19 protein-coding genes, 1 pseudogene and 1 riboswitch are annotated in these 23,929 nt (G+C 63.3%); of the genes and pseudogenes, 14 read left to right on the plus strand and 6 right to left on the minus strand.

Annotated features, from left to right (window positions below):
- Positions 1-5: 5 nt before the first annotated feature.
- The 10 genes from benA to QYE47_RS04260 all read left to right on the plus strand — a co-directional run bounded on the left by benA (position 6) and on the right by QYE47_RS04260 (position 10,705).
- Complete coding sequence (gene benA, locus QYE47_RS04215; RefSeq protein ID WP_014591011.1) at positions 6-1,364, plus strand: benzoate 1,2-dioxygenase large subunit; 1,359 nt, start codon at positions 6-8, stop codon at positions 1,362-1,364.
- On the plus strand, positions 1,361-1,846 hold the full coding sequence (gene benB / locus QYE47_RS04220) for a benzoate 1,2-dioxygenase small subunit (protein WP_014591010.1): 486 nt from the start codon (positions 1,361-1,363) through the stop codon (positions 1,844-1,846). The genes benA and benB overlap by 4 nt, the downstream gene beginning before the upstream one ends.
- Positions 1,847-1,918: 72 nt before the next feature.
- The gene (benC, locus tag QYE47_RS04225; protein WP_014591009.1) at positions 1,919-2,929 is read left to right on the plus strand and encodes a benzoate 1,2-dioxygenase electron transfer component BenC; all 1,011 of its coding nucleotides are present in this window, start codon (positions 1,919-1,921) and stop codon (positions 2,927-2,929) included.
- 193 nt (positions 2,930-3,122) lie between these two features.
- Positions 3,123-3,884 (plus strand): 1,6-dihydroxycyclohexa-2,4-diene-1-carboxylate dehydrogenase, encoded by a 762-nt coding sequence (locus QYE47_RS04230; protein ID WP_014591008.1) that lies wholly within the window; start codon positions 3,123-3,125, stop codon positions 3,882-3,884.
- Between the two features lie 56 nt (positions 3,885-3,940).
- Complete coding sequence (locus QYE47_RS04235; RefSeq protein WP_014591007.1) at positions 3,941-5,269, plus strand: aromatic acid/H+ symport family MFS transporter; 1,329 nt, start codon at positions 3,941-3,943, stop codon at positions 5,267-5,269.
- A gap of 29 nt (positions 5,270-5,298) precedes the next feature.
- The gene (gene catA, locus QYE47_RS04240) at positions 5,299-6,213 is read left to right on the plus strand and encodes a catechol 1,2-dioxygenase (protein WP_014591006.1); all 915 of its coding nucleotides are present in this window, start codon (positions 5,299-5,301) and stop codon (positions 6,211-6,213) included.
- Positions 6,214-6,359: 146 nt separating this feature from the next.
- Entirely contained in the window at positions 6,360-7,559 is a 1,200-nt protein-coding gene (locus QYE47_RS04245) for a benzoate/H(+) symporter BenE family transporter (protein WP_070383918.1), read from the plus strand.
- 54 nt (positions 7,560-7,613) lie between these two features.
- Complete coding sequence (locus tag QYE47_RS04250; RefSeq protein ID WP_070383919.1) at positions 7,614-8,864, plus strand: OprD family porin; 1,251 nt, start codon at positions 7,614-7,616, stop codon at positions 8,862-8,864.
- A 74-nt stretch (positions 8,865-8,938) separates the two neighbouring features.
- Positions 8,939-10,009: a metal-dependent hydrolase gene (locus QYE47_RS04255; protein WP_014591003.1), complete on the plus strand. Its 1,071-nt coding sequence runs from the start codon at positions 8,939-8,941 to the stop codon at positions 10,007-10,009.
- A gap of 3 nt (positions 10,010-10,012) precedes the next feature.
- Positions 10,013-10,705: a TraX family protein gene (locus QYE47_RS04260; RefSeq protein WP_014591002.1), complete on the plus strand. Its 693-nt coding sequence runs from the start codon at positions 10,013-10,015 to the stop codon at positions 10,703-10,705.
- 88 nt (positions 10,706-10,793) lie between these two features.
- Here QYE47_RS04260 and QYE47_RS04265 read toward each other — a convergent pair whose 3' ends face one another.
- The 3 genes from QYE47_RS04265 to QYE47_RS04275 all read right to left on the minus strand — a co-directional run bounded on the left by QYE47_RS04265 (position 10,794) and on the right by QYE47_RS04275 (position 14,891).
- Positions 10,794-11,804, minus strand: coding sequence for an aldo/keto reductase (locus QYE47_RS04265; protein WP_014591001.1), 1,011 nt, complete (start codon positions 11,802-11,804; stop codon positions 10,794-10,796).
- 72 nt (positions 11,805-11,876) lie between these two features.
- Positions 11,877-13,397: an FAD-dependent oxidoreductase gene (locus QYE47_RS04270; RefSeq protein WP_014591000.1), complete on the minus strand. Its 1,521-nt coding sequence runs from the start codon at positions 13,395-13,397 to the stop codon at positions 11,877-11,879.
- Positions 13,398-13,562: 165 nt separating this feature from the next.
- A complete protein-coding gene (locus tag QYE47_RS04275; RefSeq protein WP_014590999.1) occupies positions 13,563-14,891 on the minus strand; it encodes an MFS transporter in 1,329 nt (442 codons plus the stop codon).
- A gap of 163 nt (positions 14,892-15,054) precedes the next feature.
- Between QYE47_RS04275 and QYE47_RS04280 the strand changes: the two genes are divergently transcribed.
- Together QYE47_RS04280 and QYE47_RS04285 are read left to right on the plus strand one after the other, a co-directional pair.
- On the plus strand, positions 15,055-16,152 hold the full coding sequence (locus tag QYE47_RS04280) for a sugar diacid recognition domain-containing protein (protein WP_014590998.1): 1,098 nt from the start codon (positions 15,055-15,057) through the stop codon (positions 16,150-16,152).
- 141 nt (positions 16,153-16,293) lie between these two features.
- Entirely contained in the window at positions 16,294-17,433 is a 1,140-nt protein-coding gene (locus tag QYE47_RS04285; RefSeq protein ID WP_014590997.1) for a glycerate kinase, read from the plus strand.
- A 19-nt stretch (positions 17,434-17,452) separates the two neighbouring features.
- On the opposite strand, the gene QYE47_RS04290 is transcribed toward QYE47_RS04285, so the two are convergent.
- Positions 17,453-18,352, minus strand: coding sequence for a LysR family transcriptional regulator (locus QYE47_RS04290; protein ID WP_014590996.1), 900 nt, complete (start codon positions 18,350-18,352; stop codon positions 17,453-17,455).
- 204 nt (positions 18,353-18,556) lie between these two features.
- Here QYE47_RS04290 and QYE47_RS04295 point away from each other — a divergent pair.
- Positions 18,557-19,036: pseudogene (locus QYE47_RS04295) on the plus strand (SDR family NAD(P)-dependent oxidoreductase); the annotation flags it as partial.
- A gap of 57 nt (positions 19,037-19,093) precedes the next feature.
- Positions 19,094-20,203, plus strand: a complete 1,110-nt coding sequence (locus QYE47_RS04300; protein WP_230678110.1) for an SMP-30/gluconolactonase/LRE family protein — start codon at positions 19,094-19,096, stop codon at positions 20,201-20,203.
- Here the strand turns inward: QYE47_RS04300 and QYE47_RS04305 are convergent.
- Entirely contained in the window at positions 20,193-21,173 is a 981-nt protein-coding gene (locus tag QYE47_RS04305) for a site-specific integrase (RefSeq protein WP_014590994.1), read from the minus strand. The genes QYE47_RS04300 and QYE47_RS04305 overlap by 11 nt on opposite strands.
- 60 nt (positions 21,174-21,233) lie before the next feature.
- Positions 21,234-23,549, minus strand: coding sequence for a bifunctional diguanylate cyclase/phosphodiesterase (locus QYE47_RS04310; RefSeq protein ID WP_014590993.1), 2,316 nt, complete (start codon positions 23,547-23,549; stop codon positions 21,234-21,236).
- 244 nt (positions 23,550-23,793) lie between these two features.
- A riboswitch (TPP riboswitch) is annotated at positions 23,794-23,908 on the plus strand.
- Positions 23,909-23,929: the final 21 nt, after the last annotated feature.

The raw sequence follows: 23,929 nt of genomic DNA on the forward strand, positions 1-23,929 counted from the left end.
TGGCCATGTCCCTGGGATTCGACTACCTCAATGCCATGCTCGAGGACGACCGTGAAAAGGGCATCTACCGCTGCAAGCGGGAGATGTTCACCGACCCACGGCTGTTCGACCTGGAAATGAAACACATCTTCGAGGGCAACTGGATCTACCTGGCCCACGAAAGCCAGATCCCCGAGAAGAATGACTTCCTCACCCTGACCATGGGGCGCCAGCCGATTTTCATCGCGCGCAACAAGGACGGTGAGCTCAATGCCTTCCTCAACGCCTGCAGCCACCGCGGTGCCATGCTGTGCCGGCACAAGCGCGGCAACCGTTCCAGCTATACCTGCCCGTTCCACGGCTGGACGTTCAACAACAGCGGCAAACTGCTGAAGGTGAAAGACCCCAGCAACGCCGGCTACCCCGACAGCTTCAACTGCGACGGCTCCCACGACCTGACCAAGGTGGCACGCTTCGAGTCGTACCGGGGCTTTCTGTTCGGCAGCCTCAACGCCGATGTGAAACCGCTGGTGGAGCACTTGGGTGAATCGGCCAAGATCATCGACATGATCGTCGACCAGTCGCCTGAAGGCCTGGAAGTGCTGCGCGGTGCCAGCTCGTACATTTACGAAGGCAACTGGAAGCTCACCGCCGAAAACGGCGCTGACGGCTACCACGTAAGCTCCGTGCACTGGAACTACGCCGCCACCCAGAACCAGCGCAAGCAGCGCGAGGCGGGTGACGAGATCAAGACCATGAGTGCTGGCGCCTGGGCCAAGCAGGGCGGTGGTTTCTATTCCTTCGACCACGGCCACCTGCTGCTGTGGACCCGCTGGGCCAACCCGGAAGACCGCCCGGCCTATGAGCGCCGCGACCAACTGGCCGCCGATTTCGGCCAGGCACGTGCCGACTGGATGATCGAAAATTCGCGCAACCTGTGCCTGTACCCCAACGTGTACCTGATGGACCAGTTCAGCTCGCAGATCCGCGTTGCACGGCCGATTTCGGTGAACAAGACCGAAATCACCATCTACTGCATCGCGCCGAAAGGCGAGAGCGCCGATGCCCGCGCCAAGCGTATTCGCCAGTACGAAGACTTCTTCAACGTCAGCGGCATGGCCACCCCGGACGACCTGGAAGAATTCCGCTCGTGCCAGACCGGCTATGGTGGCGGCACGGGCTGGAACGACATGTCTCGCGGCGCCAAACACTGGGTCGAAGGCGCCGATGAGGCGGCCAAGGAGATCGAACTCGAACCCCTGCTGTCGGGCGTGCGCACCGAGGACGAAGGCCTGTTCGTGCTGCAGCACAAGTACTGGCAGGACACCATGATCCAGGCCCTCAAGAACGAACAGCAGCTGATCCCCGTGGAGGCCGTGCAATGAGCCTGTATGAAATCGTGCGCGACTTCCTGTACCGCGAAGCGCGCTACCTGGACGATGCCCAGTGGGACCAGTGGCTGGAACTGTACGCCAGCGATGCCAGCTTCTGGATGCCGAGCTGGGACGATGACGACACCCTCACCGAAGACCCACAAAGCGAGATCTCGCTGATCTGGTACGGCAACCGTGGTGGCCTGGAAGACCGCGTGTTCCGCATCAAGACCGAGCGCTCCAGTGCGACCGTGCCCGACACCCGCACCTCGCACAACATCAGCAACATCGAGATCGTCGAGCAGGGCGAGGGCAGCTGCCAGGTGCGCTTCAACTGGCACACCCTGAGCTTCCGCTACAAGACCACCGACAGTTACTTCGGCACCAGCTTCTACACCCTCGACCTGCGCGGCGAGCAGCCGCTGATCAAGGCCAAGAAGGTGGTGCTGAAGAACGACTACGTCCGCCAGGTCATCGACATCTACCACATCTGATACAGGGTTTTGCGAGCATTGCCCGGTGCGTCTTGTGACGCGCCGTGGCCCGGCTCGCCCGCGAGGTGCAACATGAGCTACCAGATCGCACTGAATTTCGAAGACGGGGTTACCCGTTTCATTGAAGCCACCGGTCAAGAAACCGTGGCCGACGCCGCTTACCGCCAAGGCATAAACATTCCGCTGGACTGCCGTGACGGCGCTTGCGGGACCTGCAAGTGCAAGGCTGAGTCCGGTCGTTATGACCTTGGCGACAACTTCATCGAAGATGCCTTGAGCGAAGACGAAATCGCCGAAGGCTACGTGCTGACGTGCCAGATGCGTGCCGAAAGCGACTGCGTCATCCGCATCCCGGCTTCGTCGCAGCTGTGCAAGACCGAGCAGGCCAGTTTCGAGGCCGCCATCAGCGATGTGCGCCAGCTGTCGGTCAGCACCATTGCCCTGTCGATCAAGGGTGAGGCCCTGAGCCGTCTGGCCTTCCTGCCGGGGCAGTATGTCAACCTCAAGGTGCCGGGCAGCGAGCAGAGCCGGGCCTACTCGTTCAGCTCGCTGCAGAAGGACGGCGAAGTCAGCTTCCTGATCCGCAACGTACCAGGTGGGCTGATGAGCAGCTTCCTGACCAACCTTGCCAAAGCCGGCGACAGCCTGAGCCTGGCCGGGCCGTTGGGCAGCTTCTACCTGCGGCCGATCCAGCGCCCGCTGTTGCTGCTGGCCGGTGGTACCGGGCTGGCACCGTTCACCGCGATGCTGGAGAAGATCGCCGAGCAGGGCAGTGAGCACCCGCTGCACCTGATCTACGGCGTGACCAACGACTTTGACCTGGTCGAACTCGACCGCCTGCAAGCGCTGGCGGCACGCATCCCCAACTTCACCTACAGCGCCTGCGTCGCCAACCCGGACAGCCAGTACCCGCAGAAGGGCTATGTCACCCAGCACATCGAGCCACGTCACCTCAATGACGGCGATGTGGACCTGTACCTGTGCGGGCCGCCCCCCATGGTGGAAGCGGTCAGCCAGTACGTGCGCGAGCAGGGCATTACCCCAGCCAACTTCTACTACGAGAAGTTTGCGGCTGCGGCCTGACAGCCCCTCTGATTCAAAGCAATACGCCGACCCTGTGGGAGCGGGCGAGCCCGCGAAGCAGGCTGCGCGGTGGATGGCACGGGCTTCGCCCGTGTTCGCGGGCAAGCCCGCTCCCACAGTGATCGCGCAGCCTTTCCGGCTTTGAGCAAGACAATTGCTGCCACAGGGTCTCTCGCGAACTGGAGATTTGCATATGAACAACAGATTCCAAGGCAAGGTCGCCCTGGTCACCGGTGCCGCTCAAGGCATCGGCCGGGGCGTGTGCTGGCGGCTGAAGGCTGAAGGCGCGCAAGTGGTGGCGGTAGACCGTTCCGAGCTGGTCCACGAACTGGCTGGCGAGGGCATGCTCACCCTCACCGCCGACCTGGAACAACACGCCGATTGCGCCCGGGTCATGGCCAGTGCGGTGGAAACCTTCGGCCGCCTCGACATCTTGGTCAACAACGTCGGCGGCACCATCTGGGCCAAGCCTTTCGAGCACTACGAAGTCGAGCAGATCGAGGCCGAAGTGCGCCGTTCGCTATTCCCGACACTGTGGTGCTGCCATGCCGCGCTGCCCTACATGCTTGAACGTGGCAGCGGCGTCATCGTCAACGTTTCTTCCATCGCCACCCGTGGCGTCAACCGTGTGCCCTATGGCGCGGCCAAAGGCGGCGTCAATGCGCTCACCGCCTGCCTGGCCTTCGAAACGGCTGGCCGTGGGATCCGTGTCAACGCCACCGCGCCGGGTGGCACCGAAGCACCGCCCCGGCGGGTACCGCGCAACAGTGCAGAGCAAACCGAGCAGGAAAAGCGCTGGTACCAGCAGATCGTCGACCAGACCCTCGACAGCAGCCTGATGCACCGCTACGGCAGCATCGACGAGCAGGTGGGGGCCATTCTGTTCCTCGCGTCCGACGAAGCCTCGTACATCACCGGCGTGACCCTGCCGGTAGGGGGCGGTGACCTCGGCTGACCCGCAACCTCAAGGCAAAGCTTTCTTCCACAACAAAAACAAGAGCGACAGATGCCATGCGAACCCTTGACGTACACCCGATCATCGACAATGCGCGCTTTACCCCGTTTCACTGGATGGTCATGGCCTGGTGCGGCCTGCTGCTGATTTTCGACGGCTATGACCTGTTCATCTACGGTGTGGTATTGCCGGTCATCATGAAAGAGTGGGGCCTGACCCCATTGCAGGCTGGTGCACTGGGCAGCTATGCGCTGTTCGGCATGATGTTCGGCGCCCTGGCCTTCGGCAGCCTGGCCGACCGCATCGGGCGCAAGAAGGGCATTGCCATCTGTTTCGCCTTGTTCTCGGGGGCGACCATCCTCAATGGCTTTGCCAGCAGCCCGAGCGAGTTTGGCATCTACCGCTTCATCGCCGGCCTGGGCTGTGGCGGCCTGATGCCCAACGCCGTGGCACTGATGAACGAATACGCGCCCAAGCGCCTGCGCAGCACGCTGGTGGCGATCATGTTCAGTGGCTATTCGCTGGGCGGCATGCTGTCGGCGGGTGTCGGCATTTTCATGCTGCCACGCTTCGGTTGGGAATCCATGTTCTTTGCCGCGGCCGTGCCGCTGCTGCTGTTACCGGTGATTCTTTACTACCTGCCTGAATCCATCGGCTTCCTGGTGCGCCAAGGCCGTATCGAGGCAGCACGCACGCTGCTCAAACGGCTGGACCCGGATTGCGATGTGCAGGCCGATGACATGCTTCAGGCGGCTGACCGCAAAGGCAGCGGCGCTTCGGTGCTGGAACTGTTCCGCAATGGCCTGGCAATTCGCACCCTGGCGCTGTGGGTTGCGTTCTTCTGCTGCCTGCTGATGGTCTACGCCCTGAGCTCCTGGCTGCCAAAGCTGATGGCCAACGCCGGCTACAGCCTGGGCTCAAGCCTGTCATTCCTGCTGGCACTGAACTTTGGCGGCATGGCCGGGGCGATCCTCGGCGGCTGGCTGGGCGACCGCTACAACCTGGTCAAGGTGAAGGTGGCGTTCTTCATTGCCGCCGCACTGTCGATCAGCCTGCTGGGGGTGAACAGCCCGATGCCGGTGCTGTACCTGCTGATCTTCATTGCCGGCGCCACCACCATTGGTACGCAGATTCTGCTGTATGCCGGCGCTGCGCAGATGTACGGCCTGTCGGTGCGCTCTACCGGCCTGGGCTGGGCCTCGGGCATTGGCCGTAATGGCGCCATCGTCGGCCCGCTGCTGGGCGGTGCGCTGATGGGCATCAACCTGCCACTTCAACTCAATTTCATCGCCTTCGCCATTCCTGGCGCCATCGCCGCGCTGGCCATGGCCGTGCACCTGGCCAGTGGTCGGCGCCACGCCCAGGCCCTGGCGGCGCAGGCCTGAACCGAACAGAACAAGACGAGGTAACCCCCATGACCGTGAACATTTCCCATACTGCCGAGGTACAGCAGTTCTTCGAGGAGGCAGCAGGTTTTGGTAATGCGGCCGGCAACCCACGCCTCAAACGCATCGTGCAGCGCCTGCTGCAGGATACCGCGCGGCTGATCGAAGACCTGGACATCAGCGAAGACGAGTTCTGGCACGCCGTCGACTACCTCAACCGCCTGGGCGGTCGCGGCGAAGCCGGGTTGCTGGTGGCGGGGCTGGGCCTCGAACACTTCCTCGACCTGCTGCAGGATGCCAAGGACCAGGAGGCAGGGCGCGTTGGCGGCACCCCACGCACCATCGAAGGCCCGTTGTACGTGGCTGGCGCACCGATTGCCCAAGGTGAAGTGCGCATGGACGATGGCAGCGAGGAGGGCGTGGCCACGGTGATGTTCCTGGAAGGCCAGGTGCTGGACCCGCACGGACGCCCGCTGCCGGGTGCCACGGTCGACCTGTGGCATGCCAATACCCGTGGTACCTACTCGTTCTTCGACCGAAGCCAGTCGGCGTACAACCTGCGTCGGCGCATCGTTACCGATGCCCAGGGGCGCTACCGTGCGCGCTCCATCGTGCCATCGGGGTATGGCTGCGACCCGCAGGGGCCAACCCAGGAATGCCTGGACCTGCTGGGCCGTCATGGCCAGCGCCCGGCGCATGTGCACTTCTTTATCTCGGCGCCCGGGTACCGGCACCTGACCACGCAGATAAACCTGTCGGGGGACAAGTACCTGTGGGATGACTTTGCCTACGCCACACGTGAAGGGCTGGTCGGGGAGGTGGTGTTCGTCGAAGGGCCGGAGGGTCGGCATGCCGAGTTGAAGTTCGACTTCCAGTTGCAGCAGGCCCAGGGCGGTGCCGATGAGCAGCGCAGCGGGCGGCCGCGGGCTTTGCAGAAGGCCTGATCCACCGAGTGGGCTGTTTCGCGGGCATGCCCGCTCCCATAGGTGAAGCCTGTGCAGTCGCTGTGGGAGCGGGCAAGCCCGCGAAGCAGCCAACATCCAAACAAGAGCCCGCCACAACGGGCGGCCGCTGGCTTGCGAGAAACTTCATGAAAACGCTGATCAAGGACTGCTCGGTGTCGGCCATCGTCGCCGGCAGCATTGCCACGACGATCTCCTATGCCGGCCCGTTGGTGATCATTTTCCACGCCGCCGAAGCGGCCGGCCTGTCGCACCAGCAGTTGTCGTCCTGGGTCTGGGCCGTGTCCATGGGCAGTGCGGTGCTCGGTGCGCTGCTCAGCCTGCGCTACCGCGTGCCGGTAGTGATTGCCTGGTCAATCCCGGGGTCGGCCCTGTTGGTCACCGCCTTGCCGCAACTGGGCCTGGAGCAGGCCGTGGGGGCCTACCTGGTGGCCAACCTGGTCCTGCTGCTGATCGGCATCAGCGGGGCCTTCGACCGCATCATCGCGCGCCTGCCGGGTTCTATCGCTGCCGGTATGCAGGCCGGGATCCTGTTCAGTTTTGGCATCGAGGTGTTCCGCGCCTTGCCGGTGCAACCGCTGCTGGTACTGGCGATGTTCGTCACCTACGTGCTGATGCGTCGGGTGCAGCCGCGCTATGCAGTGGCTGCGGTACTGGGCGTGGGCATGCTGGTGACCGTGGCCAGCGGTACGTTGCGCAGCGAGGTACTGGTGCTGGAACTGGCCTCACCCCAGTGGATCACCCCCCAGTTCAGCCTGTCGGCGGTATTCAGCCTGGCGCTGCCGATGGTGCTGGTGGCACTGACCGGGCAATTCATGCCGGGTATGGCGGTACTGCGCAACGCTGGCTACGCCACGCCGGCCAGCCCGCTGATCAGCGCCAGTGCCCTGGCTGGGGCGCTACTGGCGCCGTTCGGTTGCCACGGGCTGAACCTGGCGGCGGTTACCGCCAGCCTGTGCACCGGCCATGAAGCCCATGAAAACCCGCAACGGCGCTATGTAGCTGCGGTGGCAGGCAGTGTGTTGTACCTGCTACTGGGCATTGCCGGGGCCACCTTGATGTCGCTGTTCGCCGCCTTTCCCGCCGTACTGATCGCTGCCCTGGCCGGTTTGGCCCTGTATGGCGCCATCAGCGAAGCCTTGGTCCGCAGCCTGGCAGAACCGGCCGAGCGCGACGCCGGGCTGTTCACCTTCCTGGTCACCGCTTCGGGGGTGGCTTTCCTGGGCCTGTCGGCGGCGTTCTGGGGGCTGCTGTTCGGCCTGCTGGCGCACGCGATGCTGAGGCTGCGCCAACCAGGTGCCCGGGAGGTGCTGCGCCGTACCCCATGAACTGCCGTGTTTCCAACGCTTTACCCATAAAAACAAGATCAAGAGAGCTTCGGAATGAACCACACCCCTTGCGTTGCCCTGGGCCTGACACTGCTCAGCCAGCCACTGCTGGCTGCCGAAGGCGGCTTCTTCGAGGACTCGAAGGCCACCCTGAGTGCCCGTAACTACTACTTCAGCCGCGATTTTTCCGACATTGTCGGGGCCAACAAACAGTCCAAGGCCGAGGAGTGGGCCCAGGGTTTCATCCTCGACTTCAAAAGTGGCTACACCCCGGGCCCGGTCGGCTTTGGCGTGGACGCTCTGGGCTTGCTGGGGATCAAGCTGGACAGCAGTCCAGACCGTACCAACACCGGCCTGTTGCCGGTGCATGGCGACGGCCGCGCTGCCGACGAGTACAGCCGCCTGGCGCCGACCTTCAAGGCACGGATATCAAAAACCGAACTGCGTGCAGGTGAACTGCAACCGAACCTGCCGGTGCTGACCTTCAGTGATATTCGCCTGTTGCCGCCCACCTATCAGGGCGTGAGTTTGAGTTCGGCAGAAATCGACGGGCTGACCGTGCAGGCCGGGCACCTGAAAAGCACCCACCTGCGCAACGAAGGTGGCGACGGCAAGATGAACGCGATGCTCGGCCATGTGCCGATGCGACAGGCCGAAAGCGACGCGTTCAACTACGTGGGTGGGGATTATGCGTTCAATGCCAACCAGAGCAACGTCAGCCTTTGGTACGGTCAGCTGGAGGACATCTACCAACAAGGCTTCGTTGGCCTGAAGCACAGCAAACCCGTCGGGGACTGGGTACTCAGCGCCAACCTGGGTTATTTCACCGCACGTGAGGAAGGCGATGCGCTGCTGGGCAACATCGACAACCAGGCGTTCTTCTCGCTGTTCACTGCCCGCCATGGCGGGCACAGCTTCCATGCCGGCTACCAGGGCATTTATGGCGATAGCCCGTTCCCACGGGTATTCGCCAACATCTCGCCGCTGGGCAATGAGGTGCCGACCTATGAGTTTGCCTACACCGACGAACGCTCGTACCAGGTGCGTTACGACTACAACTTCGCCGCCATGGGCGTGCCGGGCCTGACAGCGACCGTGCGCTACATAACCGGTAACAATGTCGATACCGGGCTGGGTTACGAAGGGCGTGATCGCGAGCGTGATCTGGATATCGGCTATGCGGTGCAGAGCGGGGCACTGAAGGGCTTGGGGATACGGGTGAGGAACGCCATGGCGCGCTCCAACTACCGCAGTGATATCGACGAGAACCGCCTGACGCTGGTGTACACCTGGCAGCTGTTCTGAGCCATTCAGGAGAATTGCGCATCAGGGGTGGATGGGGGTAGCGTGCGCAAACGACTTTTTCAGGAATCCCCACCTTGGACTCCATCACCCAAGCCGTACTTGGCGCGGCGCTGCAAGGGACCGTGCTCGGGCGCATCCAGGGCCGACGCTCGCTGCTGTACGGTGCAGCACTGGGCACGTTGCCGGACCTGGATGTGATCATTCGCTACGCCGACCCGGTGTCGCAGATGACCTACCACCGTGGTTTTTCCCACTCGCTGTTCGTGCTAACGGGGCTGGCCTTGCTGCTGGCCTGGCTGGTCAACAAATGCTGGCCTGGCAAAGGCTATACCTTGCCACGGCTGTTCCTCGCATTCTGGCTGGTACTGGTTACCCACCCGTTGCTGGACGCCTTTACGGTCTACGGCACGCAGCTGTTCTGGCCACTGCAAGGCACCCCGCAAAGCTGGGCGGCGGTGTTTATCATCGACCCGGTCTATACCGTGCCACTGCTGCTGGCGGTCATCTATGCCATCGCCAAGGGCGTGACTGCCAGGGCTAAACGCCTATTGACCCTGGCGCTGGTATTCAGTACCGCATACCTAGGGTTTGGCCTTGCCGGGCGCATGGCGGCCGAGCAGCGCTTCGAGGCGGCGCTGCACCAGCGCGGTATCGCTACCAACGAGGTCCGCGCCGTGCCGATCGCTTTCAACAGCCTGGTCTGGCGGGTGCTGGCCAAGACTGCGGAAGGGGATTACTACGAAGGCATCAGCAGTGCATTCGACCGGCAACCGCCAGAGATGCAGCGTTTGTCACGTAACCTGCAGCTTGCCCAAGCGCTGAGCGATGATCCACTGCACCAGCGGTTGCGCTGGTTCACCGATGACTGGCTGCGATACGACCAGATCGGTGATGCGCTGGTGGTCACCGACCTGCGTATGGGTATTCCAGGTAACTACACCTTCCGTTTCAACATGGCCCACCGTGACAACCAGGGGCGCTGGATTGTCGATGTGCCTTCGATGTTCCAGGGCGCTGGCCCAGGTTCGATGTTCAGTGGTGCAGACCTGGCGTTGATCTGGCGGCGCATTATCGAACAGCAACCACCCTTGCCTCTGGCAGTGTGGACCGAACGTTATCTGGGCGTCAGCCCCGTAGAGCGCTAGCGCTTGCGCTCGGCCGGGCTGGATCTGGTCAAATGGACGGCGATGTTGACCATGGTCGTCGATCACTTGCGTTTTCTGTGGCCCGAGGCCGATAGCCTGTTCGTGTTGGGGCGGCTGGCGTTTCCGCTGTTCTGCCTGGCGATTGCAGTGAATGTTGGGCGAGCCCGTGCGGGGGCGCTGTATACCCGTGGCAACCTGCGCTACCTGGCGCTGATGCTGATGTTCGCGGTGCTGTCCGAGCCTGCGTATCGTTGGCTGGACAGTGGCTCGCAGACATTCAGCGTGATGCCGACCTTGTTATTGGGGTTGGTGGTTGCCTGGGGTGTGCATCACCCCTTGATATCGGCACGCGTGCTTGGCATCGCCGGCCTGCTGGCGGGTTGGTTGTTGCGTGAGCAGCTGATGTATGGGTTGCCGGGGGTGTTGCTGCCGGGCGCCTGGTTGATGGCGCGCAGGCAAGGTGGGGTTGCCGGGTTGTTGCCTTGCCTGTTGGCTGCGGGCGGCAATCTGACCAATAGCTGGTTGCGCGAGCACCTGTTGGCGCCGTTCACGGTGCTGACACTGACTGCTGCAACTCTGGCGATTCCGCTCGGGGTGCTGTTGTTACGGCAAGATGAATGGCGGGTGCCCGTGGTGGGGCGCTGGGGTTACCTGTTCTATCCGGTGCATTTGCTGGTCATCAAGGTCCTGTCATGAGCCAGGCATCGGGCCGCGGTGAAAAAGGGGATCGGGAGCCCGGCGTTGGGCCCCCATTGCCCGCGAAGAGGCCAGTACAGGAAGACGCTCAGCTGCGTGCCAACCGCCCACTCACATAATGCGCGACATCATTGAACCCTGGGGTCGACGCATGCCCCGGCGTCACCAGTGAGTCAATGAACGCCTCGTCCTCTGCGGTGATCTTCACCGCCAGCGCACCCCCATAGGTCTCCCACTGTTCCTCGGTGCGAGGCCCTACGATTGCGGAACTCACCAGCTGGTTGTTCAATACCCAGGCAATGGCGAACTCGACGATCCCCACACCTTTGGCCTCGACATAGGTCTGGATCTGCCGGGCAATCGCCAGCGATTCCTGGCGCCACTCCACCTCCATGATGCGCTTGTCCTGGCGCCCGGCACGGCTGCCAGCGTCCGGCACTGCCCCAGGCGCGTACTTGCCACTGAGCACACCTCGCGCCAGCGGGCTGAACGGCACCACGCCCAGACCGTGCGCGGCCGCAGCAGTGAGTTGCTCTGGCTCGGCCTGACGGTTGACGATGTTGTACAGCGGCTGGCTGACTACCGGCCTGGGCACCCCAAGGCGCTCGGCAACATGGCAGACCTCGGCAATGCGCCAGCCACGGAAATTGGACACCCCCCAGTAGCGGATTTTGCCTTGGCGCAACAAGTCACCAATGGCCTGCACGGTCTCTTCCAGCGGTACCTTGTGGTCTTCGCGGTGCAGGTAGTAGATGTCCAGGTAGTCCATGCCCATGCGGGTCAGCGTGGCATCCACGGCATTGAAGATGTGCTTGCGCGACAACCCGCTGCGGTTGGGCAGGCCGTCGGCCGGGCCGAAGCCGACCTTGCTGGCGACGACCCAGTCATGGCGATGGCGCGCCACGGCTTCACCGACGATTTCTTCCGAGCGCCCGGCGTTGTACACGTCGGCGGTGTCGATGAAGTTGATGCCTTGGTCCCAGGCCTTGTCGATGATGCGCAGAGCATCCTCGGTACGGGTCTGCTCGCCGAACATCATGCTGCCCAAGGTAAGGGCGGAAACCTGCAGGCCACTGTGGCCGAGGGGGCGGTAGATCATGCGCGTGGGTCCTTATGCAGTGGGCTGACCTACCTGTTTTACACACAACCGGGATGCATTGAAAGGCACCCCTCAGCCAATGAGCGCCACAGCCTCCTGCAGGCTCAAGGGGCGCTTCAGGCGTTGCGACAGCGTCGCCATGGCATCGGAGTAACCCTTGGCGATAACGGCCTCGACGCGTTCATCCACACACTGCAGGGCAATGAAATCGCCGTTTTCCGGCTCTCCGACGAATTCGATCCGGTTCCAGTCTCTGGCATGGCCTAGCACTTCATAGGTACGGCCATGCTGATAGGTCCAGAAGAAGGGTACATCGGCATAACGGCGTTGTTCGCCAAGCATGTTGGCGGCGGCGATAACCCCGTGCTGCTGGGCCAGGCGCCAGTGCTCGATGCGCACCGGGCGCCCCGTGAGCGGGAAGGTGGCGATATCACCGGCGGCCCACAAACCGTCAGCTGCGCGCATTTCTGCGTCGACCCTCACCGATTTGTCTTCGCCAAGCGGCACGCCTTGAAGGAACGCGGTGGCGGGCTTTACCCCGGTACCGAGCAGGACCAAGGGGGTCTGCAGCCGTTCACCATTGGCCAGTTGCACCGCTTCGACCTTGACCAGGCCTTCGAGCCGCTCGACCTCGGTGGGGCCGTGGAAAGTGATGCCTTTTCGTTCATGCAGCGCGCGAATGCAGCGCCCGATCCGCTCGCCCAACTGTCGGGCCAGAGGGACTTCGTGGCGCGAGACCACGTGCACCTGCAAGCCATACTTGCGCAATGCCGAGGCTGCCTCCAGGCCGATAAAGCCGTCACCGACGATGACCACCGGTTGGCCAGGCTCGGCTGCGTCGAGCAACTGTGCAGCATCTTCCAGTGAGCGGAGGGTGAACACCCCGGACAGGTCGGCACCGGGAATGTCTGGGCGCAGTGCTTTACCACCGGTTGCCAGCAGGCAGGCGTCGTAATCGATCTGCTGACCATCGGCGAGGGTGACCTGGCGCTTCTGGCTGTTCAGGGTGCGCACCTTGCCGTGCTTGCGCTGCAGTTGGCCCTTGCGCAAGGCGTCGGCTTCGAGCAGCGCGGGGACCTCATCGGGCGGCATCTGCCCGGCAATCACGAATTTGCTCAGTGCAGTGCGATCGTAGGCTGGCTGGCGCTCCTGATCGATCCATACCAGCCTGCCCGCGAAGCCATGAGCCAGCAGGGTGGCGACGGCGGCGCTGCCGGCGGCACCGGCGCCGACCACCACAAAACAGCGGGCATCGCTGTGTCTGGGCGGTTCGGTTGCCGGCAGGGGCTGGTCATCGACCCAGACTTCATCGCCCTTGATCCACGCCTTGTAGCGGCGCAGGTCGGCGAGTGCAGGCGGCTCACAAACCACGCCGTCGTCAACGGCGAACGCAGCTTTGTGCCAAGGGCAGACCAGCAGGCCACCGCAGACTACACCTTCGTCGAGTGGGGCCCCGGCATGGGGGCAGTTGCCTTGATAAGCGTGTACCTGCTCCCCTTGGCGGACGAGGATGAGTTCTTCGCTACCGGCCTGCACGCGCAGGGGGCGGTGTTCGTCGAGCTGGGCCAAGCGGGCCACGGCGTACTGGGTCATGGGGCTTCTCCAAAGGGGCCTTTGGAACCATTTGACGCCTGGGGCGGGAAGGGGATGCGTTGAGCTGACGATCGGTGGAGGGTGTGGCTTGAGTGGGCTTCATTGCAGGCTTGCCCGCGCCCACAGGCTTGAAAACCTGTGGGTGTGGGCAAGCCGGCCAATGCCTCAACTCGCCCGTGCAGTACTCAGCGAACCCGCTCGCGTTACACGCAAGGCCACCAGGCTACCCAATACGATCAACGCCGCGAGCGAATACAGTGCGGCATCGGTTGAGCCGGTCTGGTCCTTGATGAACCCGACCAGGTACGGGCTGAGAAACCCCGCCATCTGGCCTACCGAGTTGATGATCGCCAGACCTGCCACGGCGGCTCCGGCACTGAGCAGCGCAGTCGGCATTGGCCAGAACATCGGCAAACCGGTAAGCGCGCCCATGGTGGCGATCGACAAGCCAAGAATGGCAATGCTCGGGTTGCCGGCGAAGTTCACCGCAATCAGCAGGCCGACGGCGCCCATCAGCATTGGCACCACCAGGTGCCAGCGGCGCTCGTTGCGCAGGTCGGCCGAGCGCCCGCAAAGGATCATGAACACACCCGCCAGCAGGTACGGGATGGCGCTGAGCCAGCCGATCAGCAGCGGGTTGTCGAAGCCCATGCTCTTGATGATCGAGGGTAGCCAGAAGTTGATCGCGTACACGCCGCTCTGGATGCAGAAGTAGACAAAGCCGAAGGTCCAGATCAGCGGGTTGGTCAACACGGCCAGCACGCTGTCGCTGGTGGTGTGCGGTTTGCTTGCGGCATCAGCCTGCAGGTCGGCAGCGATCAGCTGACGTTCAGCCGGGCTCAGCCAGGCGGCTTTCTGGTAGCCGTCACTGAGCAGGAATACCGCCAGTACGCCCAAGGCCACAGTCGGCAGGCCCTGGATCAGGAACATCCACTGCCAGCCGGCAAGGCCGTGCTGGCCGGCGGCGAAATGTTCGAGGATCCAGCCGGAGAACGGCCCGCCAAGCAGGCCCGATACCGGGATCGCCGACATGAAAAGGGCCATGATTCGGCCGCGCCGGGCCGCCGGGAACCAGCGCGAGAGGTACAGCACCACACCCGGGAAGAAGCCGGCTTCGGCAGCGCCGGTGAGCAGGCGCAGGGTGTAGAACTCGGCAGGGGTGGTGACGAACAGCAGGCAGGTGGACAGGCTGCCCCAGGCGATCATCATCAGCGCGATCCAGCGCCGTGGGCCGAAGCGGTTGAGGGCCAGGTTGCTTGGCAGGCCACACAGTACGTAGCCGATGAAGAAGATGCCGGCGCCAAGGCCGTACACCGTTTCGCTGAATTTCAGGGCGTCGAGCATCTGCAACTTGGCAAAGCCGACGTTGACGCGGTCCAGGTAGTTGAACAGGTAGCAGATGAAAATGAACGGAATCAGCCGCAAGGTGATACGCCGGTACAGCGCGTTGCGGGTGGTGTCCGTGCCTTGGTCAGGGGCGGGGCTGTGTGCCATGATCGGGTTCTCTGTTGTTATGGTTTTCGCCGCGTCGCCTGTTCCGGCGCTCGCCCTGACGAGTCTCGGGGACTGCGGCCAGCCTGTCTTTGTGCTTTTGCACAGCGCTTGGCCCAGGCTGCTGTGCCCGAGCCCAAAAGCCAAACATCTAAAGGACCCCGCAATGTTCGAACTCGACCATGACCTGGCGCAGGATATCGTTGACCGGGCAATGGCCATCTTGCCTTGCAACGTCAATGTCATGGACAGCCAGGGGTTGATCCTGGGCAGCGGTGAGCCGGAGCGTATCAACACCCGTCACGAGGGCGCGCAACTGGTCTTGGCCAATGGCCGGATCGTCGAGCTGGATACCGACGCGGCCAAGTGTTTGAAGGGCGTTCAGCCCGGGGTGAACCTGCCATTGATGCTCGATGGGCGGCTGATGGGCGTGTTAGGCCTGACCGGCGACCCGCAGCAGGTGCGCACCTATGGCGAGTTGGTGCGCATGACCGCCGAAATGCTGCTGGCCCAACGCAATTTGCAGGCTGACCAGCAATGGCGAAGACAGCGCTGTGACGACCTGCTGGCGCTATTGCTCGGCGGCAGCGGTAACGCCCCGCGCTTGCTGGACGAAGCCCGTCAGTTGGGCCTGAAACCTCAGCTACCGCGGATACCGTGCCTGTTCGAGATTACGTCGGGGCCACCTGCCGAGGCGCTGGCGGCATGGTTGATGAGCCGTTATCCGGATAGCTGGTGCGTCAGCCCGGCACGCCAGTCATTGCTGTGGTGCCGCCCGGCAGGCGTGGCACTGGATGAACTGCGCCTGCTGGACCGCCTGCAACGCCACGGTTGGGACATTGAGCGACTGGCCCTGGGCAGTGCAGCGCAGAGCCTGGAGCAGTTACGCCGTGGTTACCGCCGGGTGCGTGACTTGCTGGCCTACGGCCGCGAGGTATTGCCCAGCGAACGATTGCTCAGCCTGCAGCGCTACCGGCTGCCGGCGCTGCTGTGGCGCCACCGTAACGACGATGCGCTGGACGAGCTGCTGGAGCCGTTGCAGCGCATCCGCGCCAAGGACAGCAGTGGCCAGTTACTCGCCACCCTGCGCGCCTGGTGTGCCCATGACGGCCAGAGCCAGTCCTGTGCCGACGCCCTGGGCATCCACCGCAACAGCCTGCGCTATCGACTGGAGCGCATAGCCGAGCTGAGTGAGGTCGACCCGCTGCGCCTGGAAGGGATGCTCAGCTTGTATCTGGGGTTGCAGCTGTTGCCAGCTGACTGAAGTGTTCCCTTGCCGGCGATTGGGCCAGAACAGGCAAAAAGGCATCTGCCCAAACAACCCGGCCGGCGTTTTGTGCATTTGACTGAGGCCACCTGGCCAGCCACCTGTCAGCATGCCGCTCATCAGGACAGGAGAAACCCCATGAAAATCGTCATTGCCCCCGACTCGTTCAAGGACAGCCTGGACGCTGCCGGTGTCGCCCGCGCCATCGCTGCGGGCCTGAGCGAAGCGTGGCCGGAGGCTGAACTGGTCGAGTGCCCAATGGCAGACGGTGGCGAAGGCACCATGGAGGTGATCCTGGCCGCCAGCTGCGGTGAATTGCGCCGCCAGACCGTGCGCGGGCCATTGGGGCAGCACGTCGAGGCTGGCTGGGGCTGGTTGCCGCAAAGTCGCACCGCAATCATCGAAATGGCCCAGGCCAGTGGCCTGCAACGGGTGCCAACCGGCCAGCGCGATGCTTGCCGCAGCAGCACCTGGGGGACCGGTGAGCTGATTGCCGCAGCCCTCGACGCCGGAGCCCTGCGTGTGGTGCTGGCCATCGGCGGCAGCGCCACCAACGATGCCGGCAGTGGCATGTTGCGAGCGCTTGGCCTGCGCCTGCTGGACGCTGACGGGCAAGCGCTGGAAGAGGGCGGCCTGGCCTTGGCCAAGTTGGCCCGTATCGACGCCAGCGGCCTCGACCCGCGCCTGGTCGGGGTGCAGTTTGAAGTCGCGGCGGATGTCGACAACCCATTGTGTGGCGCCAACGGCGCATCGGCGATCTTCGGCCCGCAGAAAGGTGCCAACCCGCAACAAGTGGAGGCGCTGGACCACGCGCTGAATCATTTTGCCGACCATTGTGCGCTGCTGTTGGGCGAGGATGTGCGCGATTACCCTGGTTGTGGCGCGGCGGGTGGCATGGGCTTCGCTGCCCGGGCATTCATGGACGCGCAGTTCCGCCCCGGGGTGGAAGTCGTGGCTGAGCTGGCTGGCCTTGACGCCCTGGCGCAGGGGGCAGATCTGGTGGTGACGGGCGAGGGGCGTTTCGATGCCCAGACACTGCGCGGCAAGACGCCGATGGGGGTGGCGCGGGTTGCCAAGCGCCATGGCGTGCCGGTGGTGGTACTGGCCGGGACCTTGGGGGAGGGGTATCAGCAGTTGTATGCCCATGGGGTCGATGCTGCATTTGCCCTAGCCAGCGGACCGATGAGCCTGGAGCTGGCGTGTGCAAATGCTGCCGAGCTGTTGCAGGCCAGGGCTTGTGATATCGGTCGGCTGTGGCGCTGCGCGAAGCGAGGCTGAACACCGTGCAGAAATGGCCTTATTGCTGCGTCTCGAACATGGCAATGAAGTTGGCCAGCGCTGGCGAAGTATTTTGGGCGCTCCATTTCATGTACAGCCCAAGCCCTGGGGCGGGCTGGTCATCGATAGGGCGGATCGGGCAAAACCGCACGCGTTCGCGCGGGGTCGAGCGGACGAACGACTCCGGCACCAGGGCCACGCCAAAGCCGCAAGCCACCAGACCCAGCAGGGTGTGGATCTGCGCCGCCTCCTGCACGACCTTGGGGTAGAACCCGGCCGACTCGCACAGCGCAACCAACTGTGCGTGGTAACCCCCGCCCAGCGCTTGCGGGGTGAACACGAAGTCCTCATCGGCAAACTCGCGCAGGTCGACGGCCTCGTGCCGCGCCTTGGGATGGCTGGCGGGCAGCGCCATGACGATCTGCTCGTCAAGCAGCAAGCGTGCCTCCAGGGTGCCGGCCGGCAGCGGTAGCCTGCGCATGAAGCCGATGTCCGCCTCACCGGCCAGCAAGGCCTTGGCCTGAGAGGCGGATGGCATCTCGCGGATGGTCAGCTGCACGTTCGGATAAGTCTCCCGAAAGCGGCGCAAGCGGTTGAGCAGCGAGTCGTAATAGGCGATGGAAATGGCCGTGATGGTCAATTTGCCGCTGACCCCCGCAGAAACGTTGCGCGCGTACTCGATCCCTTGTTCCAGTTCAGCAAGCGTGCGGTAGGCGGTGTCGAGAAACGCTGCACCCGCTGCGGTCAGGCGCACCCCGCGCTTGTTGCGCAGAAGCAGGCCGAAGCCGAGCTTTTCCTCGAGCCGGTTGATCGCCTGGCTCAGCGGCGGTTGCGCCATGTGCAAACGCTGGGCGGCCTTGTGAAAGTGCAGCTCTTCGGCCACGGCGATGAACTGCCTGAGCAAACGTGTTTCGATCATCCAGCATTCCTGCAGCGCGGCGACTCGGCGGTGATATTCATGGGATATCAAAGTTGCATGCTTTTAATATTAAGTCATTGATTTTTTTGTTGATATCGTAAAAAGGAGAACTGAAGGTAGTCAGAAATGCCCGTTACAGACCCTTTTCATACTAAAGTTGCGGTCATCACCGGTGCCGCACAGGGCCTGGGCTTGGCCTATGCCATGGCGTTGGCCGAACGCGGCGCGCGGGTAGTCATCAGCGACCTGGGCACTGACCGTTCGGGGCAAGGGCAAGATGGCTCGGCGCTTGAGCACGCACTGGCGGCCATGCGTGCCAAAGGCTTCGCAGTGGTTGGGCACGCCGGCCAACTGGAAAGCGAGGAAGGCTGCAAGCAGCTGGTCGAGTTGGCCATCGAGCATTTCGGTGCGCTGGATATCCTGATCCACAATGCCGGCTGGGTCGATTACCAACGCATCGAGGTCCAGGAAGATGCCTTCCTGCAACGCGCCCTGGGCATCAATGTGCAGGCCCCCGTATGGCTGGCCAAGCATGCCTGGCCACATCTCAAGCGCTCAGCAGCGCCACGGGTGGTATTGACCACCTCGGACCGCGCCATGTACCAGCGCTATGCGCAACCCGGCCTGGTGGCCTATGCCGCGGGCAAGATGGCCCAGATCGGCATCATGAACGCCCTGAGCATGGAGGGCCAGGAGCACGGTATTCTGGTCAATGCCATTTCGCCGGTGGCCAAAACCCGCATGTGGGGCATCAGCCAACCACCTGAAGAGCTGAAGCCCGAGTGGGTGACGCCCGGCGTGCTTTACCTGGCCAGTGCGCTGTGCCATGACACGGGTTACATCTTGCGCGCCAGCAACGGCCAGTTCACCGCCACACGCTTCAACGAAAACAGCGGCGTCAGCTACCCTCGTGACCTTGGCCGCGTGCAGGCCAGCGACCTGGCGCAGGTGGCCGAGCGCTGGAACCGCATCAAGGAATGCAATTACGTGCCAGTCAAAGTTGCCAACACGCGCGCGGATCTTGGTGAAAGCCTGGTCTGGGATGAGCGCAGCGGCGTATTGTATTTTGTCGATATCTCTGGCGGGCGCATCAACAGCCTGACACCCGATGGCGAAGTCGAGTGCCTTTACGAGTCGGCCGCGCGCATTGGCGCCTTGGCGCTGACCGACCGGGGTAACCTGATTTTCACCGAGGATGCCAGCGTGGCCATCTTCGATGTGCCAGCACGCAAGGTGAGCCAGCATTCGGCATCAGTGCATCCGCGCTCGACTTACCGCTTCAACGACGGCGCCTGCGACCCGCAGGGACGCTTCGTCACCGGTCTGATGGACGAGGCCCTCAGCGGCAGTACCGGGGCGCTTTTTCGTTTTGACTGGCAATTGAGCGACCAGGTGATCCACGATGACATGGCTTTGCCCACCGGCCTTGCCTGGTCTCAGGACGGCCACACGGTGTACTTCGTCGATTCGGCGGCGCGTGCGATCTACCGCGCCGAGTACCTCATCGAAGGCCGGCTGGGCGCTGTTACGCTGTTTGCCGAAACCCCCGCCGAACTGGGCCGGCCGGATGGCCTGGCGCTGGACCGCGACGGCGGGCTGTGGGTGTGCCAGTACCATGGCAGCTGCCTGCTGCGCTACGACCGCCACGGGCACCTGACCGACCAGGTGTTGATGCCAGTACCGTGCCCCACCAGCTGCTGCTTTGGCGGGCCCGGGATGAACACCTTGTACATCAGCACCGCGCGTTACGACATGACGCCAGAAGACCTGCACCATTATCCGGACGCTGGCGACCTGTATGCCATCCGCCCGGAAACGGGCGGCGTTGCCAGGCACAGCTTCAAGGAATAAGCGGTTGCACCTGACTGGCCGGTAGCACGGCCAGTTCGCCAAAACGCTGTGCCGAGTCGATGTAGCGCAGCGCCGACTTGGCGTCTTTCCAGCCCACATAGCTCATCAGCGACTTCAGCTCCCAACCATTGGCCGTGGCCCAGGTGGCGAAGCCACGCCGTAGCGAGTGGCCGGTATACAGTGCCGCCGGCACACCGGCGCGTTCCAGCATGCGCCGCAGCAGGCCCACCAGGCTGTTGCTGTTGAGCGCGTTGTCGCCAAGGTTGCCCCAGCGGTCGAGTTTGCGGAACACCGGCCCATGGGCAATACCGGCGACTTCAAGCCATTGCAGGTAGGCTGTGACAGGGCACAAGGCCTTGAGGGCAGGGGTGCGGTGCTGTACGCCCAAGGCTTCGCGGTCGCCCTTGCTGCGCGGCAGGAAAAGCGTAATGCCGACACCGGCTTGCGCCTGGATGTGTTCGATGCGCAGGCGTGCCAGCTCATCGCCGCGAAAACCACGCCAGAAACCCAGCAACAGCAAGGCGCTGTCACGGCGAGCCCGGCGCAGGGCTGCCAAATCATGGTGCTCGCGGGCTTGTCGGGCTTCTTCTTCAAAACACGCTACAGCGGTTTGCAGGTGTTGCAGCAACAGCGGGGCGGCCTGTTTGGGTGGCGTCGGGTGCAGGGTGCGGATGCCGCGTAGCACCTGACGCACCAACGGCGCCTTGGTCGGATCGGGGAAGCCTTGGGCGACGTGCCATTGGCTGAGCGCGGCCAGGCGTTGACGCAGGGTGCTGACTGCATGCTGGTCGGCATGATCGGCCAGGTAGCGAGCAATACTTTCGGCGGTGGCCGGGAGAAAGCCGCCCCAGTGGCTTTCGAAGTGCTCGATGGCGGCCTGGTAGCTGCGCCGGGTGTTGTCACGGGTGGCGGCGCGAAGGTAGCGCTCGATATCGGTCATGGTGCGGGTGTCGGTGTGTGATCGGTACACGATAAACCGAAATGCGTTGTCTGTCCTTGCCCAACGTCCTCGGCAAGCCTGTCGTTGCGCTCAATACACGCATGCCTTGTCCTCGACACCGTTGAAGGGCGGGTAAGCCCACAGCTGCGGCAGCGACAGTGGCCGGCTGAAGTGGTAGCCCTGGGCGATATCGCAGCCGGCGAGCTTCAGGTATACCACCTGCTCACGGGTTTCCACCCCCTCGGCCACCACTTCCAGGCCCAGGCGCTTGGCCAGGATGATGGTGGAGGACACGATCGGGCTGTCGTCATGGCTGTTGGACAGCGCCGCGATCAGCGAACGATCAATCTTCAGCTTGCTCAGGGGCAGTGAATGCAGGTGGGCAAAGCCGGCGTAGCCACGGCCAAAATCGTCCAGACTGATACCCAAACCTGCGCCGCGCAACGTATGCAAGTGAGTCACCGCCGTGCCTTCGGGGTCGAGGATGGTGGTTTCGGTAATTTCCAGCTCCAGCTGCTGGGGCGCGATGCCATGATGCTGTAATTTGCTCAGCAGCCGGTCAGCGAAGTCGGCTTGACGCAGCTGCAGGGCGGAGACATTGACGGCCAGCCGTGTCTTGCGGCCTTGGGCATCCCAGCTCGACAAGGCTTCACAGGCCAGCTGCAGTACTTCCCAACCCAGCTCGACAATAAAGCCACTGCGCTCGGCCAGGTCAATGAAGCGGTCCGGGTACAGCAGGCCGAACTCAGGGTGGTCCCAGCGCACCAGCGCCTCGTAGCCCTGCACCTGGTGGGTGTCCAGGCGCATCTGTGGCTGGTAGTGCAGCACGAACTGACGTTCGGCCAAGGCACTGCCGAATGCTTGCTCAAGGGTGAAAGCCTGGATATCAGCCAGGTTCAGCGAGGGGTCGAAAAAGCGATACTGCGCGCGTCCTGCCTGCTTGGCCGAGTACATGGCAGCATCGGCACTGCGTATCAGGCTGTCGATGTCCTGGCCATCACGCGGGCAGATGCTCACCCCTACGCTGGGGCTGGTGTTGACCTCTTGGCCATCCAGGGCGTACGCGGCCGACAGTTTCTGCACCAGTTCGTGGACCCAGGCGTTGATCTGTTCCTCGCTGCGCTCGCCGGCCAGCAGCACCACGAATTCGTCGCCGCCAAAGCGCGAAGCCTCGTCGCCGGGCTCCAGCAGGCGCTGGATACGCCCGGCCACAGCCTGTAGCAGCAGGTCACCAATCTTGTGTCCGAGCGAATCGTTGATCGACTTGAAGCGGTCCATGTCGATGAACAGGATCGCCATCAGTCGGCGCTTGCCACGTTGCCGAGTCAGCGCCTGGCTGGCCACTTCAACGAACTGGCGGCGGTTGTGCAGGCCGCTGAGGTGGTCGGTGGCGGCGGCGTGGCTGCTGCGCCGGTGTTCATCCTCCAGGCGCACGATCAGTTGCTGATTGACCTGCTGGGCATGTTCCAGCGCGTCGAATGCCTCCTGGCGTTTGCGCAGCAGGCGCAAGGTCCATAGCAGGCTGGCCAGGATCATCAGGGTCATGCTCAGGTTCAACCAGAACTGCCGGGAATAGGCCAGCGTCGAGGGTGCGAGGATTTCTGCCTGGCGCTGGCTGACCACCACGCTGAAGCCGTGCTCGGGTACATGGCGGTACAAGCTTTGGTAGGCATCACCCGCTACGTATTGGGTCAGCATGCCTGCTTCGGTGTTTAGCGCCGGCAGCGGTGGCTGCAATAGGTCGCCCGCAGTCACCACGCCGCTGTTGTCGATGCGCAGCCGCTCCAGGCCGTCATCCTGCAGCAGACACACCAGGCCACTGTTGCCCAGGTCGATAGGCTGGAACAGCACCGCCAGGTAGCCGACGTCCAATTGCACCACCAAAAGGTTGTCGATTTCCCGGCCGGTCGAATTGGTCAACGGCAGCAGGAAGGGCAGGCGCCCAGTGGGCGGGGCAGCGTCTTGGCTGACAGGCTGAATGCTCGGCAGGAAAGGTTTGAAACCGTAGCGGTCAATGTGCCGCTGCAGTTGGCGCAACCAGTCTGCCGGCAACTCGGCGGCCTCATCGGTATGGCTGGCCGCTAGCAGCCGGCCTTGTCGGTCGTACAGGCTCAAGCGCTTGAACACTGTGTCTGCTGCCAGGCTGAGGTTGCCTTGGCGCCGCGCTTTCATGTCGTCCTGAGTAACACGACCCACCGCCTGGGCGCGGTCAACAAGCTGTCGCAGGCTTTCGCCCACGATGCTGGCCAGGTTCAGGTGCTCGATGGCCTTGGTCGACAGTGCATTCTGTCGGGCGGCGGCTTTCTGGGTGACGTGCAGCCCCCAGAGAAACGCCAGGGTCGCTGCACAGAGCATCAGGATCAGCAGTCGCAGAAGGCTGGTGGAGGAAAGCGAACGGCGAATCACTGCTGATAGTTCCCGACCCTGGGTAATGCTCGGAAAATACGACAATAAGATGACAGCCTGATGACTGGTGGCCAATAGCCTTTAGGGGCCACACTTCCAGCGCGCCGTCGCCGCTGAAACCGCCGTTGGTGGATTGATTGGCAATGGCCGCGTCGCTCATGGCGGATGTCTGCATTGGCTTAAGTCTCGCTCATAGGTTGGGTAGTTGAAGTAGTGACAGGCGCGGCGCCCTCGGGTATACCTGAGCGCTACCAAGGGGAGCCCGGCAATGGGCTGAGAAACCGCTGAACGCTACAGCGCGGTGACCCTTCGAACCTGATCCGGATCATGCCGGCGAAGGGATGGGGCTTGTAACCTGCCTTTTTGCCGGCCTCACTGCG

Source organism: Pseudomonas sp. 2,4-D (assembly GCF_030418155.1).
Lineage (GTDB): Bacteria > Pseudomonadota > Gammaproteobacteria > Pseudomonadales > Pseudomonadaceae > Aquipseudomonas > Aquipseudomonas alloputida.